17 protein-coding genes, 2 tRNA genes and 1 pseudogene are annotated in these 18,577 nt (G+C 35.6%); 5 read left to right on the forward strand and 15 right to left on the reverse strand.

Features of this window, described 5'->3' with window-relative positions:
- Positions 1–79 precede the first annotated feature (79 nt).
- Entirely contained in the window at positions 80–214 is a 135-nt protein-coding gene (locus HUB92_RS06995; protein WP_256437784.1) for a hypothetical protein, read from the forward strand.
- Here HUB92_RS06995 and HUB92_RS05490 read toward each other — a convergent pair.
- A protein-coding gene (locus HUB92_RS05490; protein ID WP_410543338.1) for an IS5 family transposase occupies positions 211–977 on the reverse strand; the annotation gives its coding sequence in 2 pieces (ribosomal slippage) (positions 211–650 and positions 650–977; 768 coding nt in all). The genes HUB92_RS06995 and HUB92_RS05490 overlap by 4 nt on opposite strands.
- Before the next feature lie 58 nt (positions 978–1,035).
- On the opposite strand from HUB92_RS05490, the pseudogene HUB92_RS05495 reads away from it, so the two are divergent.
- Together HUB92_RS05495 and nth are read left to right on the forward strand one after the other, a co-directional pair.
- A pseudogene (locus tag HUB92_RS05495) lies at positions 1,036–1,662 on the forward strand (molecular chaperone DnaJ); the annotation flags it as partial.
- Positions 1,663–1,683: 21 nt separating this feature from the next.
- The gene (gene nth, locus HUB92_RS05500) at positions 1,684–2,322 is read left to right on the forward strand and encodes an endonuclease III (protein ID WP_209472633.1); all 639 of its coding nucleotides are present in this window, start codon (positions 1,684–1,686) and stop codon (positions 2,320–2,322) included.
- A gap of 117 nt (positions 2,323–2,439) precedes the next feature.
- On the opposite strand, the gene dapE is transcribed toward nth, so the two are convergent.
- Positions 2,440–3,636, reverse strand: coding sequence for a succinyl-diaminopimelate desuccinylase (gene dapE / locus HUB92_RS05505; protein ID WP_010082500.1), 1,197 nt, complete (start codon positions 3,634–3,636; stop codon positions 2,440–2,442).
- A gap of 42 nt (positions 3,637–3,678) precedes the next feature.
- Here dapE and HUB92_RS05510 point away from each other — a divergent pair, with 42 nt between their 5' ends.
- Positions 3,679–4,935, forward strand: a complete 1,257-nt coding sequence (locus tag HUB92_RS05510; protein WP_010082501.1) for an iron-containing alcohol dehydrogenase — start codon at positions 3,679–3,681, stop codon at positions 4,933–4,935.
- Between the two features lie 170 nt (positions 4,936–5,105).
- On the opposite strand, the gene HUB92_RS05515 is transcribed toward HUB92_RS05510, so the two are convergent.
- The 9 genes from HUB92_RS05515 to gltX form a co-directional block, all read right to left on the reverse strand.
- Positions 5,106–5,178: transfer RNA gene (locus HUB92_RS05515), tRNA-Met, on the reverse strand.
- On the reverse strand, positions 5,178–6,470 hold the full coding sequence (purB, locus tag HUB92_RS05520; RefSeq protein ID WP_010962833.1) for an adenylosuccinate lyase: 1,293 nt from the start codon (positions 6,468–6,470) through the stop codon (positions 5,178–5,180). The genes HUB92_RS05515 and purB overlap by 1 nt, the downstream gene beginning before the upstream one ends.
- On the reverse strand, positions 6,467–6,700 hold the full coding sequence (locus HUB92_RS05525; RefSeq protein ID WP_138344574.1) for a hypothetical protein: 234 nt from the start codon (positions 6,698–6,700) through the stop codon (positions 6,467–6,469). The genes purB and HUB92_RS05525 overlap by 4 nt, the downstream gene beginning before the upstream one ends.
- A complete protein-coding gene (locus tag HUB92_RS05530; protein WP_244663055.1) occupies positions 6,697–6,903 on the reverse strand; it encodes a hypothetical protein in 207 nt (68 codons plus the stop codon). The genes HUB92_RS05525 and HUB92_RS05530 overlap by 4 nt, the downstream gene beginning before the upstream one ends.
- Positions 6,904–6,936: 33 nt before the next feature.
- Positions 6,937–7,491 (reverse strand): 50S ribosomal protein L9, encoded by a 555-nt coding sequence (gene rplI, locus HUB92_RS05535; protein WP_209472636.1) that lies wholly within the window; start codon positions 7,489–7,491, stop codon positions 6,937–6,939.
- A 7-nt stretch (positions 7,492–7,498) separates the two neighbouring features.
- Positions 7,499–7,774, reverse strand: a complete 276-nt coding sequence (gene rpsR, locus HUB92_RS05540; RefSeq protein WP_007548890.1) for a 30S ribosomal protein S18 — start codon at positions 7,772–7,774, stop codon at positions 7,499–7,501.
- Positions 7,774–8,547, reverse strand: coding sequence for a 30S ribosomal protein S6 (locus HUB92_RS05545; RefSeq protein WP_010082465.1), 774 nt, complete (start codon positions 8,545–8,547; stop codon positions 7,774–7,776). The genes rpsR and HUB92_RS05545 overlap by 1 nt, the downstream gene beginning before the upstream one ends.
- A 48-nt stretch (positions 8,548–8,595) precedes the next feature.
- A complete protein-coding gene (gene dnaE / locus HUB92_RS05550) occupies positions 8,596–11,925 on the reverse strand; it encodes a DNA polymerase III subunit alpha (RefSeq protein WP_209473387.1) in 3,330 nt (1,109 codons plus the stop codon).
- A 668-nt stretch (positions 11,926–12,593) separates the two neighbouring features.
- Positions 12,594–13,916: a glutamate--tRNA ligase gene (gene gltX, locus HUB92_RS05555; RefSeq protein WP_209472638.1), complete on the reverse strand. Its 1,323-nt coding sequence runs from the start codon at positions 13,914–13,916 to the stop codon at positions 12,594–12,596.
- A gap of 214 nt (positions 13,917–14,130) precedes the next feature.
- On the opposite strand from gltX, the gene ligA reads away from it, so the two are divergent.
- The gene (gene ligA / locus HUB92_RS05560; protein WP_209472640.1) at positions 14,131–16,119 is read left to right on the forward strand and encodes an NAD-dependent DNA ligase LigA; all 1,989 of its coding nucleotides are present in this window, start codon (positions 14,131–14,133) and stop codon (positions 16,117–16,119) included.
- Between the two features lie 38 nt (positions 16,120–16,157).
- Here ligA and dapA read toward each other — a convergent pair whose 3' ends face one another.
- The 4 genes from dapA to HUB92_RS05580 all read right to left on the reverse strand — a co-directional run bounded on the left by dapA (position 16,158) and on the right by HUB92_RS05580 (position 18,576).
- Complete coding sequence (dapA, locus tag HUB92_RS05565) at positions 16,158–17,114, reverse strand: 4-hydroxy-tetrahydrodipicolinate synthase (RefSeq protein WP_209472642.1); 957 nt, start codon at positions 17,112–17,114, stop codon at positions 16,158–16,160.
- Positions 17,115–17,123: 9 nt separating this feature from the next.
- On the reverse strand, positions 17,124–17,606 hold the full coding sequence (locus HUB92_RS05570) for a single-stranded DNA-binding protein (RefSeq protein WP_010082448.1): 483 nt from the start codon (positions 17,604–17,606) through the stop codon (positions 17,124–17,126).
- Positions 17,607–17,673: 67 nt separating this feature from the next.
- Positions 17,674–17,747 (reverse strand) — tRNA-Arg (locus tag HUB92_RS05575).
- Positions 17,748–17,760: 13 nt separating this feature from the next.
- Complete coding sequence (locus HUB92_RS05580) at positions 17,761–18,576, reverse strand: hypothetical protein (protein WP_209473389.1); 816 nt, start codon at positions 18,574–18,576, stop codon at positions 17,761–17,763.
- Position 18,577 lies beyond the last annotated feature (1 nt).

Here is an 18,577-nt window from a genome sequence, read left to right on the forward strand (position 1 = left end):
TTGCTTGATATTTTTATGCTTGTGTGAAACATTAAATATATTATACTAATAGTATCGTGTATTTATGTGAGGTGTAGTAATGAGTCAACATTTTAAGTTAACTGGTCAGGAGTTTTATGATAATAATGATCTGTTTAACGTACTAGAGATAAAAGCTGAACAAATTGTAGGTAAGGATTATCAAGCTCTTAGAACCTGTCTTGAAAGGAACTAAGCAGCTAATTTAGCAAGCATAATAGTAATCATATTAAAGGAGATATTAGTTTTTGAAGTAAGAGGAGAATGCTCATAATCCTTGCTCATACGTCTAAAATTGGAAAGCCAAGCAAAAGTTCTTTCAACAATCCACCGTTTAGGAATAACTTGAAATCCTACAGCATCAGCTGCTTTTTTAGTAATCGTCAATAAACATCCTGTTTTCAATAAACAGTAATTTTGCAATTTACCAATATATCCCTGATCAGCGAGAAACCTTTGTAGCGTTGAAGCTTTTCGTTTAGCTTGAGTAAAAAGATTTAGAGCACCATCACGATCTTGAATGCCTGCACTATGAACATCAGCTGTAATAATTAGGCCTATTGTATCCACAATGATGTGACGTTTTCTACCCTTTATTTTCTTGCCAGCATCATATCCTCTGGATCCCCTTTTTGAGTGGTTTTCACTGATTGACTGTCAATTATTCCTACCGAAGGTATTTCATTTTTGCCAACCATTTTTCTTACCTTTTTTACTAACATATCGTGTATTTCTTCCAATTTGCCACTATTACGCCACCTGAGAAAATAATCATACACCGTTTTCCATGGCGGAAAATCTTTTGGCAGCATTCTCCACTGGCAACCACCTTTCATTATGTATCTTATTGCATTAATAATTGTTCTAATATTGTACTTTCTTGGCCGTCCTACTGCACCTTGTGCAACACTTGGCTCCAAAATTTCCCATTCTTTGTCACTTATATCACTTGGATACATTTTTACCTACTATTTTTTACTTATCTCATCATATTCTCTTTCTCATTTCTTTTCAAGACAGGCTCTTAGTGTTCTACCCTTAGGCCTGTTAACTACAGTTACTATAGGTTGCTATTTTTCATGGTGGATCATAGCATTTAACATCGCTATTAGTAGAGCCTTTGGTTTATTAGTGAATTATTATATGGAAAAGTATAAAAATTCAGAAATTTCCACTGATGAATTCATAAGTAAAATGAACTATATCGCGCTAGGCAGTAAGCTTCTTATCAACTATCCTTTAGCTGCTTTTTCTGTTTATCTACTTACAACAAATTTCATTGCTAATAGATTAACTGTTGGTGGAACCATACTTGGTTCACTATTGTTATTGGCAGTATTAATTGAAATGTTAGCTCCTTTTTTCTCAAAAGGCTGTGAAATATATGCTGAAAAGCACACAAAAGATTTACTAGAAGAGGATCCAAGAGATAGGGTACAAAAGGAAACTGACCTGTTAGGATGGTATGATCCACGAAAACTGTTAATGCCAATTGTTATGCCTCTTATTAAAAAGTGTTTTGCGGAAGTGGCAAGCGAATTTGCTGAGAGGAATTTTGATGAGGTAAAAACTGATATGTCTGATGTTAATGCTGAAGGACTATCTAAGCCTAAAGGAATTGAATTTGCACAGCAACCAGTGTAGTATAAGCTTTTAGCTCTATGCATGGACTCAAAAAAAGTAGAACTGATATTTGAAAAATTCAAGCAATCAAATCCTGCACCAAAAATAGAGCTGAATTATACCAATGATTTTACGTTATTAGTTGCGATAGTTCTATCAGCGCGAACAACTGATATAAGCGTTAATAAAATTACAAAGGAGCTATTTAGTATCACTGATACGCCAGAAAAAATGCTGAGTTTTGGGCAGAGTGAGCTAAGAAAATGCATAAGCAGTATTGGTTTATATAATTCCAAAGCAAAAAACATAATCGGGCTCAGCAAAATATTGATTGAGAGGTACAATAGCAAAGTGCCTACTGATTTCGATGATTTGGTGTCTTTGCCGGGAGTGGGAAGAAAGAGCGCTAATGTGTTCTTAAATTCGGGGCTTGGCATTCCAACATTGGCAGTTGATACTCACGTTTTTAGAGTGAGCAATAGAATCGGGCTTGTGAAAGAAAAAGATGTGTTTAAAACAGAACAATCTCTTTTAAATGTGGTTCCCAAAAAATACCTGCTTTATGCTCATCATTGGCTAGTTTTGCATGGTAGATATGTTTGCAAAGCACAGAAACCTTCGTGTGAAACGTGCATAATTCATGATTTATGTGAATTTGAGTGCAAAAGGTATAAAGTCTAGTATTTCTTTTTTTGTCATCCAAGTAGCTATAGAAACGAAAAAACTTACTTGACACATTTTGCTGGAATGATACAAGTTATTATTCAAACAACAGTTATGCAAGAGATCTGATTACATCTAAGCTAACAATGGACCACTAGATATATTACTAACTACGTTGACCTGATTCAATATTTTATTAGTGGGATTGAAATAATTTTCTATAAATTCCTTATATATAGCTGTTAACTTGTGTATATCGTTTACTGATACGCATTCGTTTATCTGATGTGCAGTTTTGTTGATTATACCAAATTCAATCACTGGACAAACATCTTTGATAAACGCAGCGTCAGATGTGCCACCACTTGTGCTAAGTATAGCATCAATGTTGGTAACCTTACTTATTGCATCAAGCATAATATCAGTATTTCTATCGGGAGTAGAGAGGAAAACGTCCCTGCTGCTATGCATAGAAAGTTTATAATCGTTAGTTACACTGGAGCATATTTCATCAATCAGCTTATATAAGCCACCCGGTGTTTGTTCATTGTTATATCGAATGTTAAAACGTGTAGTTGCTGAGCCAGGTATTAGATTGCTAGTATTATTTCCAACATCGATAGTAGTAACTTCGCAATGTGAAGGCTGAAAATATTTATTACCATGATCAAAAGTAGTATTTTTTACCTTACTCAATATCGATATTACCTTATATATTGGATTGTCTGCTAGGTCTGGGTAGGCAACGTGCCCTTGTTTTCCATGGCAAATTAATTCAAATGTTACAGAACCTCTTCTGCCTATTTTTATGGTATCACCTAATTTCTCACTACTGGTTGGTTCGCCAACCACACAAAAATCTATCTTTTTCTGCTTATTTTTCATCCATTCCAAAACTGCCTTTGTTCCATATTCTTCCATGCTTTCTTCAGCACTGGTAATCAATGCACTTATTGAACCATTGAACTGAAACTTCTCTGCAATCAAATTTACCATAGCAGCAATAAATGCAGCTACTCCGCTTTTCATATCAGCGGCCCCTCTTCCATATAGCATTCCATCCCTCACTTCTGGTTTAAATGGACCAAATGCCCAATCTTTTAACTGACCAGGTGGTACAACATCAACGTGCCCAGCAAAGCACAAATTTGGTACTCCATTTATATATTTCGCATAAAGATTTTTAACTTTATCACCAAATTCTAAAATCTCACAATCAAAGCCGCTCTTCTTGAAGATTGTTGCTATATACTCTATTGCCCCGCTGTCTTCTGGTGTTATACTCTCAAAAGAGATCAATTTCCTAGTTAGCTCTACAGGGTCAATTTTCATGTCAATCTTAAAATACTTATACTGCTATATTGTAAACACTCTATGCACTATTTAAAACAAATATTACATCAAACCGAACAAACTTTTCTAAGGGAAGTAATAACAGATTACCACCTTGCTGATGATATCTATGAAATATGCACACAACACGGAAATGACATCTTTCTAGTTGCAGATGAAAATACAGCAAAACTTTTAAACAAAAACGTATTTAATAAAATTTCTCATTTAATTATTCCAACCCCACCTGCCATTCCAGTGTCACGCGCTGGGATGACATCAAGTAGAGAAATGACACCAAGCAGAGCTGCCTCTCTTGAAACCGTAAATCTAGTGAGAAACAAAGTAAAAGACAGTGACTTAATAGTTGCATTTGGTAGCGGCACCGTTAACGATATCTGCAAATATGCAAGCTACCTCGAGAAAAAAGATTATATATCCTTTCCAACAGCCGCTTCTATGAATGGATATACATCCGCAAATGCTTCAATATTAGTAAATGGATATAAAAAATCGTTCAAAGCACATCTTCCAAGAGCAATATATATAGATATAGACATACTTGCCAATGCGCCACTGCGCCTCACATTAAGCGGATTTGCAGATTTCATTTGTCGTTCAACAGTTCAGGCTGACTGGCTACTATCTCATTTGTTGCTTAGCACAGAATACAATGAATTACCTTTTACACTTGTTCACGATTTGGAGCAAATTTTGCTAAGAGAATATACGGCGCTTACTAAAAGAAGTGGAAAAGAGGTCCTATTACTTATGGAAGTTCTACTAATTTCAGGACTTGGAATGGTGATGTCAAAAGGCAGCTATTCTGCAAGCCAAGGAGAGCATATGATAGCTCACGCAATGGAAATGGTAACAAAAGATTATTCCTCACTACATGGTGAAAAAATTGCTGTCACAACGATTACTATGGCTAATTTACAGGAAAAGATATTATCAATACAAAACCCGATTATCAAACCGACCACTTTAGATGTAAAACATATAACTCAGTACTTTGATAATATCGAATTTGTAAGAACTTTTGAACAGAAGCAAATTATGCAGCAAAAAATCCAAGAGATTATTTGTAAAGAATGGCATAATATTTCCAGTTTAATTAAGCAAAATTTACTACCTGCAAAACACCTGCAAAAAATATTTGAAGATCTATCAATTCCACACTTACCAGAGCACCTCAGTTGGAATAAAGAACAATATTGTAAAGTGGTCGATCTTGCGTTTACAACAAGAGATAGATTCACCTTTCTTGACTTAGCTAACTGCATAGAAGAAAGTTAAGTTTTGTAGTGAAATTCTGTCATTTAAAGAGATCATAGGCCAAAAGCTAAACCCTTTTCACAATCTCTTATCCATTGTCTCCTCACCTGAGTGGATATACAACTCATTCCAAGTAACTGACACTGGGTTTCACCAATAGCACTGCTTTGCTAAACATAGTTTAGTTCGAGTGGCTGAGGAGGGACTTGAACCCCCGACCAAGAGATTATGATCCTCCTGCTCTACCAACTGAGCTACTCAGCCTAATTAAAAACCTTATTATACACACGATCTATATGTTTCGTATAATACTTCAAATCAAACAAAGATTCAAGTTTTTCCGAGTTAATAACCTTAAGTAAGGGTTTATCTTGTTTCAATTCGGCCAGAAAATCACTGTTGTTTTGTTTCACTTTCATTGCATTGCTCTGAACAATTTTATACGCCTCTTCCCTCGCCAAACCACTATTTACTAACTCAAGCAATACACGCTGTGAGAAAACTAAACCTTTTGAAGAATTTAAGTTCTTTTCAATGTTTTCCTTATTGATCACCAATTTATCTATCAAATCTGTTAATCGCACTAAAGCAAAATCCATTGTTATACAAGCATCAGGAGCAATGCATCTTTCCACAGACGAGTGTGATATATCACGTTCGTGCCACAATGCAACATTTTCTAACGCAGGAAAAACATAACTGCGTATTAAACGTGAGAGTCCAGTCAGATTTTCACTTAAAATAGGATTACATTTGTGTGGCATAGCAGAGCTTCCCTTCTGCCCAGTGGAAAAATGCTCAGAAATTTCGCCGATTTCAGTTCTTTGCAAATGACGAATTTCAACAGCAACATTTTCTATTGAACTTGCAATTACTCCCAAAACTGAAAAGAACATGGCATGTCTATCACGAGGAATGATTTGAGATGATATGGTTTCAGGTATGAGTCCCATTTCTTTCGCTACATATTCTTCAACAAACGGATCAACATTTGCAAAATTGCCTACTGCACCTGATATTTTACAAATTGAGATCTCTTTTTGCGCGCTAATTAATCTCTGATAATTGCGTTTAAATTCAGCATAAAATCTGGCAAATTTTATTCCAAGAGTTGTTGGTTCTGCATGCATTCCGTGACTGCGTCCAACACAAACAATATCTTTATAGTCCTCAGCTTTTTTTTTCAATGCTGCAAGTAAATTTTTTAGATTCTCGAGCAAAATATCACAGGACTCTTTCAGTTGCACCGCAAGGCATGTATCCAAAACATCAGAACTTGTCATTCCATAATGAAGATAACGAACATCAACTCCCGCTTTTTTAGCAATATATGTCAGAAAAGCTATAACATCATGTTTTACAATGGATTCAATTTCGTTGATACATTCAACATCAAATTCAATAGCACCAGAGAGGTTCTCAGCAATATTATTCGGAATCACTCCTAACTTTGCTTGAGCTTCACACGCTAATTTTTCTATTTTAAGCCATATATTAAATTTATTATTTTCCTCCCAAATGGAAGACATTTCTTTTCTGCTATAGCGGGGAATCATTTTTGATTTATTCCAATAATGGTGTCATTCCAGTGCGTGACACTGGAATCCAGATATAAAAGTATTTGCAAATTATTCAATGGACAACGGATTCTAGAAGCATAAAATAATGTCCATGATGAAATAAACTGGATTCCAGTGTCACGCACTGGGATGACATGAGGGAAGCACTGGGATGACACCAGCTTAGCCATGGCAGAAATTTCTTTACGGCTATAGCGTGGGATCATTTTTGATTTACTCCAATAATGGTGTCATTCCAGTGCGTGACACTGGAATCCAGGTATAAAAGTATTTGCAAATTATTCAATGGACAACGGATTCTAGAAGCATAAAATAATGTCCATGATGAAATAAACTGGATCCCAGTGTTACGCACTGGGATGACATGAGGGAAGCACTGGGATGACACCAGCTTAGCCATGGCAGACATTTCTTTACGACTATAACAAGGGATCATCTTTGATCAGCTATCATCACCATCAGTAGCTTCTTTATTCGCATCTTGCTCTGCCTCTTGTTGCTCAGACTTCTGATTTTGCAATTTTACTTGCCTTAGCTCATTTGCATCTGTTTCGGATTTCACGACGTATATAGTAATTGGTACTACTACTTCACTATGTAATTCTACGTTTACTTGGTATTCACCCAAGTTTTTGATGCTTACTCCACCAAAAGATAAACTACGGTGATCTATCACATGTCCTTCTTGTAGTAAAATTTTCGCAATTTCACGTGTTGTTACAGAACCAAAAATTTTACCATCCTCTGAAGCTTGCTTTATTAATACCACAAACTTATCATGTAGTGACAACGCAAGCTCTTTTGCTACATTTAATCTTTTTATATTCTCTTCTTCCAGTAATAAACGTTGCTCCTCTAGCCTTGTTAAATTTTCCTTGGTAGCTTTCACCGCTTTTCTTTGTGGAAAAAGAAAATTACGTGCATAACCTGGTTTAACTTTGACAACTTCACCAAGCTTACCTAAAGTCCTTATATTTTCCTTTAAAATTATCAACATAAATTACCTAAACTTTTTTAGTACAGTAAGGAATAAGAGCTAAAAAACGTGCCCTTATGATCGCTAAGCGTAACTTCCTTTGTTTTTTTGCACATACGCCTGTTAATCTTCTAGGTAATATCCTACCATAGTCAGAGGTAAACTTGGATAATAAATCTATATTCTTATAATCTATGTCTTCATCTTTAGACGCAGCAAGAGGGCAAACTTTAGAACGCCTAAAGCCAGTCCTATTATTTACAGATACGTAAGAATTATTAAAACTATTTCGTCTTTTCATCATTATGCGCTTTGCTCCTCAATTTGTTTATTCATCATATGAGATTTACCTTCAAAAATTTTATCAACCTGCACAGGAAAGTGGCGAATAACGTTCTCATTAAGTTTCATTCTACGCATAAATTCATCCAGAATGCTTGCAGTAGAACTTATGCACATTATACAATAATGACCGCTCTTCATTTTATTTTTGTGATATGCAAAATCCAAAAGACCCCAATGTTCATACTTGATTAATCCTGATGCTTCAATGTTTTTCAAAAGCATTTCCAACGCTTTGCTCGATTGAGTTGGACCGTTTATTCTAAAATCTTTCAAAATATCTTGAAAAATCTTTATTAGATGTTCTGAAATATTTCTCTTCAAAGCATTTACTGCGTTATGGATAAACGCACTTTTAGTACTGCCTCCTAGAAATTTTGTAAAGTCTTGCGTTATTCCTAAATCTTTTAGGTCATCTTTCAACTCTTTATCGATTTTTGACTTCACTTCTTTCAAATTTGAAAGATCTTCTTCTAATTCAACCCATAAAATTTTTGTAAGATCTTCCAAGAAATCAGAGTAAGCAACTAGACTTTCTTTAATGTCCTCAGCACGCACTTCTAACTCTTGTTTTGTAAGCTTGTCATTTCCTTTTTTCAGAATATCCCTGATTTGCTGGAACATAATATCTGCTTTAATATTTTTCAATGAAACAGCTAGCTCTTGGACCATCTCCTCTACTTCTTGCTGTAACAATCCTTGTTGTGCTATAAAAGTAAATTCATAAAGATTCACTATATCTTCCTTTAATACCGATTAAATATTTCATTATATAAAGCTTTTTTATATAAGCAAGTTATTTGTATTAATTTCTACGCCTTTAATCCAGCTTAAATTAGATATTTCATAAATTACTTGAGGAGCAATTGAGTATGCACCTGGTAATAAGATGCTCACTTTATGTTTTTCGAGAAGAAGTTTTAGCATTATTTTGGTTCTGCCTTCATCTTTCAATATTGTGTTTAATTCCATAGCGGCTTTTTGCGAATCCGTGCACTCAGTGGTGAGAACTAATTCTTTTATTGTAGAAGTGACTCTTTTTGTAAACTCAGATATATCCTTGCCTGCTAATCTTGTTGTATTTTCCGAAGCTTCAAGATCAATTATCACAAATGTTCCTGGTGAAAATAAATCTCTTTTTTCTTCTATTATTTCATTATTATAGAATGCTATTTCAGAAACGTTATGGGGATCAGAAAGTGTGAGGATAACAAACCTTCCACGCTCTGAAGTTCTCATACGTGCATTTAATATTACCCCAGCAGTTTTTGCTGTTCTATTTTCTCCGATAAACCCAATATTTAACTTTTCCAGAAGAGTTCTAAATTTTTCAAGCGGATGATTAGTTAAATAAAATCCTAGTGAAAATAACTCATGTTCTAATTTTTCCTCTTCATCAAAATCTTCCACATTCTCAAGTTTCGGTTTGAGGACATCAAGACTACCAAACAAAGCAGCTTGACTTGATTCTCTATCCTGTTTGTTTTTATTTGCAAAGTAAATCAGCGTGTCCATTGACTCATATAGCTGCTTTCTGTTCTTATGCACGCTATCGAATGCTCCGGATTTAATCAGGCTTTCTAGCGCTCTCTTATTTATTATATGACCTGAATTTTGAATGAATTCCCATATGTCCTTACAAGCGCTTGAACGTACGTTCACTATTCCTTCCGCTATAGAAAAACCAACATTCCTCAAGGCAGCAATACCATAACGTATGCGTTCATCCTCTATTGAGAATTCAGCTTGAGACTTGTTTATATCAGGTGAAAGAACGGTAACGCCACTAAACTTTGCTGCATGATAAAATAAATTCAGTTTATCTCTATCATCAATATTCAGATTCATTAGTGCTGTAAAAAATTCTAATGGATAATTAGCTTTAAGGTAAGCCGTTTGATAAGATATCACCGCATATGCTGCAGCATGAGATTTATTGAACCCATAACCAGCAAATTTTGCAACAAGGTCAAAGATATAACTTGCCCTGTCGTAATCAACGCCATTCTTCGTTGCCCCTTGGATGAAAAGTTCACGTTGTTTATCCATCTCTTCCTTGATTTTCTTACCCATAGCACGTCTCAGCAAATCTGCTTCCGCTAAGCTATACCCGGAAAGAATACGGGCTATTTCCATCACTTGTTCTTGGTAAATTATTACCCCAAATGTCTCTTTTAATACTTCCTCAAGTAACGGATGAATATAATCTGGCTTTTCAAGTCCATGTTTTCTTGCAACATAAGTTGGAATGTTATCCATAGGTCCTGGACGATAAAGGGAAATTAAAGCGATAATATCTTCAATGCAGTCCGGTTTTAGTTTAATTAAAGCTTCTCTCATTCCCGAACTTTCAAGCTGAAACACTCCAATTGAATCACCGCTTGAGAGTATCTCATAGGTTTTTTGATCATTCAAAGAAACTGAAGAAATATCAATCTTTTTTCCATCACGATTAATTAAACGACATACATGATCTATTAGCGTTAGCGTACCAAGTCCAAGAAAATCAAATTTTATTAGCCCAGCTTTCTCCACATATTTCATGCTGTATTGAGTGATTGGCAAAGCTGAATTTGGATCATAATACACAGGAACAAAATTTTCCAACTTTTGATCACATATTACAATTCCAGCAGCATGGGTTGAAACGTGACGATATATTCCTTCAAGCTTAAGAGATATATCAAGAAGCTTTGCAATTACCTCATCACTATCTCGTTCTTTCTGCAGGTTTTGATCAAACTCTATCGCTTGTGATAAAGTTACAGGATTTACTGGATTAAATGGAACCATTTTAGATATTTTATCCACTTGAGAGTAAGGCATTTGCAATACTCTACCAACATCACGCAATACTGCCCTTGCTTGCAATTTTCCAAAAGTGATTATTTGAGCAACATAACCGTACTTTTTCTGAACATAATCAATAACCAGGTCCCTTTTCTCTTGGCAGAAATCGATATCAAAGTCAGGCATCGATACACGATCAGGATTCAAAAATCTTTCAAATATTAGGCCAAACTTTATTGGATCAAGGTCTGTAATCTGCAAGCCCCAAGCAACAATTGATCCAGCACCAGAGCCTCTTCCTGGACCAACTGGAATGCCATTTGCTTTGCTCCAACGAATGAAATCAGAAACTATCAAAAAGTAGCCAGCGTAGTTCATCGAAGTTATCACACTCAGTTCGTAATTCAGCCGATCGTAGTATTGTTTAAGGTCTATGTCTGTCTCATTCGCAATACGGAATTCTAATCCTGCAACTGCCTGCTCCCTCAGTTCTTCATTCTCAGTTTTATTTTCTCGACAAGGAAATTTAGGCAAAATAGGCTGCCTGCTTCTTGGCATGTAAGAGCACCGCTTAGCTATCACTAAAGTGTTATGAATTGCTTCGGGAATGTCGCTGAACAGCTCCTCCATTTCTGCCACAGACTTGAAGTAATGCTCGGTAGTTAACTTCTTTCTGTTATTCTCCAGGGCATAACTCCCCTCCGATATACACGTTAATATATCATAAGCCTCATAGTCAGACCTATTTGGAAAAAACACATCGTTCGTTGCAACTAGTGGTATATTGCGCTGATAAGCAAAGTCTATCAAAGCTTCTTCAAGCTCTAGCTCTTTATTCAACCCATGACGCTGCAATTCAACATATAAATGACCATTGAATGCTGAAAGCAGTTTTTCAACCGTTTCTTTATCTTGCCTCAACAATAGTTGAGCCAAACATCCACCGGTTAAAGCGATCAGACCCGTACTTAAATTCAATAGCTCATCAAAATCAACGTAAGGAATATCGCTGTTATTCTTGCGCTTTCTAAAAGACTCACTCACCAAAGTGACTAAATTAGTGTACCCTTGCTCATTTTTTGCAAGCAATAATATAGGTAAATTTTGTTCTGAATGTTTAACTATAATATTGCATCCTATTATTAGCTGTATTCCCCTACTTGCCGCATATTCTGCAAATTCAAGTGAGCCAAACAAGTTACCTGAATCAGTAATTGCAACCGCTGGCATTTTATTTCGCAAACAAAGGCCGATCAGCTCCTCAATTTTAATCGAGCTTTCAAGCAGCGAATAAACACTATGAACACGCAAGTGTATGAACATAAAAAACTTTAGATCAACAAAAAAGGATAACATTAATTTACTCATGAGAACATAATTTTCATAAGAACAAAAGCCTATAAAATTCTAAAATTAAAATACAAAAACTTACTTGACAAACTCCGCCAGCTCCCTTATCATGATAGTGAAGCTATTGTATTTGCTTTCGCCAATCTGCAGATTAAAAGGTAAGGATTACTTAATGTATCGGCGTCTTATGTTCAATTTTTTGCAGTGTATAGATACTGTATGTCTTTACAAAACTTCATCTACATCTAGATTTTTATCTAAATAAGCTGAACGCGCTTATAAAGCGTTACAAGACATCAAAAAATGCCAATACTCGACAGAGATAGTAAAAGACTAGCTAACTCGGGGATTCTTTGTCTTTTTTTCTGCTTAGTAAATTTCTTAAACATTTGCAGCGTAAGTTAGTTGCAATTAAAAGCGGCTGAATCTCGCTTGTCAAGCGTTTAAAACATAAAAAACGCCAATATTTTAAAGCGGATAATAACCACGGGGCTTCTTTTGCCTTTTTTTTCATTTGGTAAATTTCTTAATGTTTATGGCTAAACGACAACCGTCATCCCGCTACTTGTTAGCGGCTAAGGGATACCGCGAATGAATCGCGGTATGACGTAGGGATTGCATTAGCTATAATTCTTTAGTTTTCACTTTTCTTTTAACCTTGCAATGATATTTTCTTTGCCGATAAAAATTAATAGTTTAGCGAGCTCTGGTCCTGTTTCTGTTCCTGTTAAAGCTGAACGCAACTGCGTAAATAGGTTTTTTGCCTTTATATCCACTGTTTGTCGAATAGTTTTGACCCATTCTGACAACGTGTTTTCATTACAATCACCTTGGGGCAATGCATTGAACGCAATTTTTATAAGCTCCTTATCAAGAATCACAGGCTCTATATCGGATTTGCATATTTTCCACCACTTGGCCACCTCAGAAAACCTTTCTATATTGTTCTTTATAAAATACCAAAACTCTGAGGAGTCCACTCCAATTTGATTTAAACGTTCTTGTATAATTTCAAATGGCATTTGTTGCAGCACTTTGCTATTTAGCTTGTATGCTTCACTCAAGCTAAATTGCGTACATGCTGAGCTAAATTTTTTAATGTCAAATGAATCAATCAAAGATTGCATACAGGCGCAAGCTTCAATTGGATTGGATGTTCCAAGCTTCACTAAATAACTAACTAGTGCCATCGGTTCAATTTCGTCTTCTTTTATAGATTTAATGTCCAGCACGCCGGTTCGCTTGGATATCTTGCTATCATCAAAATGTAGCAGAGAAAGGTGAGCAAATGTAGGGATTTTCGCTTTTAATGCTTTAATCATTTGGAGCTGAACTGCGGTATTAGTTACATGATCTTCCCCGCGTACAACATGGGTTACATTAAAGTCAACATCATCAATAACAGAAGGTAACATGTATGTGTAAATTCCATCTTCTCTTTTTACCACAGGGTCACTTATGCTACTGGTTGCAATATTTATTTCACCTTTAACTTCATCATTCCATTTAACAACCTCATTTCTATTCAACTTAAATCTAAAATGTGGTCTTCTTCCTTCTTGCTCATAACTAATTTTCTCTTGCTCAGTTAGAAGTAACGCGCTTCTGTCATATACAGGGGGAAGTCCTTGTTTTAACTGCAATTTTCGTTTAATGTCTAACTCTTCTCTTGTTTCATAGCATGCATAAATATGCCCTTCTTTTATTAACTGCAAAAACACCTCATTGTAACGCTCAAAGCGCTCTGATTGCTTGAAACTTGCATCCCAATTGATACCAATCCATTTCAAATCTTGTATGATATCATTTATATATTTGACATCTGAACGCTGAAGGTCAGTATCATCAAAACGGAGTAAAAATTTTCCATTTTGATTGCGTGTGTACATCCAACAAACCAAGGCAGTTCGTACGTTTCCTACGTGGAGGTAGCCAGTTGGGCTTGGAGCGAATCTTGTTAGCATTTAAACAGCAATATTGTTTACTCTAATTTATTTTAATTTTATATAAATATATGGCTAAAGCAAGTGAGATCTGCTAATACAATTGAGCGAGAGAAGAATAAGTATGGCTATAGCATTGTGGCACCTTTGATATTTGATGGATTAAGACCATATGATAAATTCAAGAAAATTCACAGCTTGACGACAAAGGCTAATGTAGCATTATATTGGTATCATGACTAACTTAGAAAAGATGAGAGAAAAACTGCAAGATCAAATAAATTATCATAATGTTTTGTATCACCAAAAAAATAAGCCAGAAATAAGTGATGCTGAATATGATGAACTGAAGAAAAAGTTAGCTGAAATAGAGCCAGAAATTTATGCAACACAAGATAGTGTTGGTGCTCCACCTGATGAGAGGTTTTCTAAGGTGGAACATCAAGAACCTATGCTTTCCCTTGAGAATGCTTATGATGAACAAGGTGTAGAGAAATTTTTGTCTAAAATAAAGAGGTTTTTAATTGAGGACAAAATAGAGATATTATGTGAACCAAAAATTGATGGGTTGTCGTTTTCTGCAATTTATGAGGATGGAAGATTTGTTAAAGCTGCAACTCGAGGTGATGGTTTTGTAGGGGAAGATGTCACTCACAATGTTGCAACAATAAAAGGCTTTCCTAAGTTTTTGCAAGGTGTGCAAGGAAGACTAGAAGTAAGAGGTGAAATATACATCAGTAACAGCGACTTTTTAAAGTTAAATGAAAACGATGAATTTGCCAATCCTCGAAATGCAGCCGCTGGTTCTCTAAAGCAATTGGATGCAAACATTACAGCAAGCAGACCTCTTAGATATTTTGCTTATTCTTTGATTGGTGGAGCAGAGAAAAGTCAAAGTGAGGTACTAAATAAGCTTGAGGCACTTGGTTTTTGCGTAAATGAGCATCAGTCCTTAACGAGTAGTTTAGATGGAATGCTGAAGTTCTATAATGAAGTCTATAACTGTCGCTATAACTTGGATTATGATATTGATGGAATAGTCTATAAAGTAAATGATTTGGTACTACAAAATCGTCTAGGGAATACTCACAAAGCACCGCGCTCAGCACTTGCATACAAGTTTTCTGCGGTTTATGCAAAAACAAAGTTAAACAAGATATTTATACAGGTGGGCAGAACAGGGGTTTTAACTCCAGTTGCAGATTTAGTGCCAGTCAATGTTGGTGGGGTGCTAGTTAGTAGAGCAAGTCTGCATAACCAAGATGAGATAAAACGTAAAGACATAAGAGAGGGAGATATTGTAACAATCAAAAGGGCAGGGGATGTAATTCCCCAGATCGTTGAAGTAAGCAGAGATTCTCGTCTTCCAAATACACCTGAATTTGTGTTTCCTGAAGTATGCCCTGAATGTGGTAGTAAAGTACGTCAGGTTGAGGGAGAGGCTGCAGTAAGATGTCCTGAGGAATTTGCCTGTAAAGCTCAAATAATAGAAAAACTAAAGCATTTTGTATCGAAAGATGCATTTGACATTGTTGGCCTTGGTGATAAGCAGATAGAGTTTTTTTACGACCTTGGTCTGATAAAACAAATTCCCGATATTTTTACTTTAGAAGAAAGATTGGATGAATTTAATCTGGAAGAACAGTCTGGTTGGGGCAAGAAATCAATAGCTCATTTATTAAATGCTATACAAAGCAGAAGGGTAATAACTCTAGATAGGTTTATATTTTCTTTAGGTATTAGATTTATTGGCCAAGTTGCAGCAGAATTGCTTGCAGATTATTATGTTTCTTATTATAATTGGTATAATTCGATGATTGAACTGTCATCAGATAATACTGAGCTAGTAGGTATAGACGGCATAGGAAAAAAAGTAGCTGAATCTTTGGAATCATTTTTTTCTAAGGAACATAACATCAAAATGTTAAATGATCTTACTGCTTGTCTTCAAATTCTTCCTGTGAGCTCCAACTCTAGTAACTCTGTTTTAAATAATAAAATTATAGTGTTTACTGGTAAGCTACTTGCTATGAGTAGAGGAGAGGCAAAAGTAAGAGCCAAAACTCTAGGAGCAAAGGTCAGCTCACATCTTTCTGCTAAAACTGACTACCTAATTGCAGGAGAAAAACCAGGATCCAAATATAAAAAGGCAGTGGAATTAGGTGTAGAAATTTTAGATGAAGACCAGTGGCATAAAGTGATAAGTTTGGGAGTGTTCAAATGAAACTTGGATTGTATATTAAATCAAAGTTGCAAGACTATTTAGAGAGTAGCCAATTCTTTCCATCCAAGAATCATTTTATTGACTTGCCTCAATTTTTCAACAGAAGGCAAGTCTTCTGTGCTGAGCGGTAGGCGGACAGTTTGATGTTCTATGAGCCCAATATCATGCAAAAGTGCTTTAGTGGGTATTGGGTTGCTGGCAATAAATAGGGCTTTGCAGGCTTGTTGCCAGATATCTGTTGAACTTTTCATGTCATTTTCTGTCATTTGAACAGGTTTCCTTCTGGATTCCAGCGTCACGCGCTGGAATGACAGTGAAGAAAGTTCGTCGTTCAGACACTGCTTAACGTATTCATGTGCTACGCGCGGCCAAACATTGGCAGCAACGGAAACCAGGCCAGCCGCACCATAAGCGGCCATATCGGATATCATATTATCATCTCCACAAAAGACCTCAATATTTGGTGCAACTTTCTTATACTGAGCTAAAGTATCAACAGTGCCACTTGAATCTTTGATAGCCCAAAATTTTTCGTGGCTGGATAAGTTGCGTACAGTTTCAGCGTGAAGATTTATTCCTGCTCTTGATGGAATATTGTAAAACATAACCGGCACATGTGCTTTCTCAAGCAGCTTTTCAAACCATAAAGTCTGCCCCATAATTCCGGGCTTTGCATAAATGGGAGTTGTCATTAGATAGCCATGAATAGGCATACCCTTGCAAAAATCAAGCCATTCAAGAGTCTGATATAGATTCACTCCTGGTACGCCAATTATAATTTTTGTATTTAATTTTAGCTCACATACAAATTCAACTAACTCGCGTTTTTCAGAATCAGTAAGCGATAGGCCTTCACCTGTGCTACCCAGCAACACTACGCCATTTTCAGCTTTAACTTGCATTGTCAGTAAACGCTGCAAACTGCTATAATCTATACTATCTCCATTGCAATTAAAAGGAGTAACACAAGCAGTCCATAAAAATGTAGATTTCAATTTAAATTGTTAAAATGGTATTTCATCGTCGAGTAGTTCATCTTTTATATCGTTGTCAAAACTTTCGTGTTTATCTTTTTGTTCTGTTTCACCTTGTTTGTATTCACTTGGCTTGTAATCAGAATTTGGCGCACTATTTCGTGAATCCAAGAGAGTAAGAGCGCTATTAAAATTATATAGAACCACCTCTGTTGTGTATCTTTCACCACCGTTTTGGTCAGTCCATTTTCTAGTTCTCAAAGAACCTTCAACATAAACTTTACTGCCTTTACGTGCAAAATCTTTGACGATTTTTACTAATCCTTCACTAAAAATTACGATATTATGCCACTCTGTCTTTTCAGAGCGCATACCGGAAAGTTTGTCAGTCCAACTTTCAGACGTGGCTATTGAAAAACTTGCCATTTCTTTTCCATTTTGTGTAGTCCTAATTTCAGGATCTTTTCCTAAATTACCAACTAGTATGACTTTGTTTATGGTACCACCAGACATAATTATGCTCTAAATAAATCCTTTTATTATCTTATGTGAAAATACTATTGTCAAATTTAATTAAAAGTGCGCTTGGAGGGATTCGAACCCACGGCCTTTGCCTCCGGAGGGCAACGCTCTATCCAACTGAGCTACAAGCGCATATATATTTAAGTTATTTAATAGATAAGCCATCCAAGTCAAATTTTTGTTTTGGATAAAGCGTAAACATAATACTCCCATATCCAAAATATACATTTTGAGAATCATTCGCATGCTTTTTTATTGCTTTTTGATCTACGGTCCATACAAAAGTTACATAATTTTCAGTGACTGAGTGCACTTTTAAATCCTTAGTATTTATAAACAGTTTTCCATTTACCCATATTTTCCATGTATCGGGAGAAAGATATAAAATTGAGTCTAAACTCACTACCTTACCGTTGAAATTATCTGATACCTCCTCTTTTGCAGCTCTTGAAGATTGTAAATTGAACTTTTCCATTTCATTGACCATTCTATTAACTGGCTCTTCATCAAAAAAAATGCTTTTTACGTTACTATATTGTGACAAAACGTCAAAGTCACTTTCCACTGCTTCTCTTATTATATCGTCCCGATCTGTATAGCTTAGTTTTTGATTGTTGATAAAGAAACACTCTTTTGCACGCAAATTTGCTATATCAATAAAATCGTCGATTTCTTGATTGCCAACTTTAAGAATACTTTCAAAATATCTTTTTTCTATCATCATTCCATACTGAGAATGATGACAAACCATTTCATCATTACCTTGTTTTTCTATATATACGCATAAATTCCCACTATTTAATCCTAATATTTTATGCTCAATAAAATCTTCATTGCCAATATATTGTCGGCAAGAATACTCCTTACAAATTTCTATGCTTTCTATGATATCTTCACAACTGCAATATGCATTAACATTGGAAATGAGTAGCGTAAAAATAAAAAACAGCTTTATGTTCATC

Source organism: Wolbachia endosymbiont of Wiebesia pumilae (genome assembly GCF_017869285.1).
Taxonomy (GTDB): Bacteria; Pseudomonadota; Alphaproteobacteria; order Rickettsiales; family Anaplasmataceae; genus Wolbachia; species Wolbachia pipientis.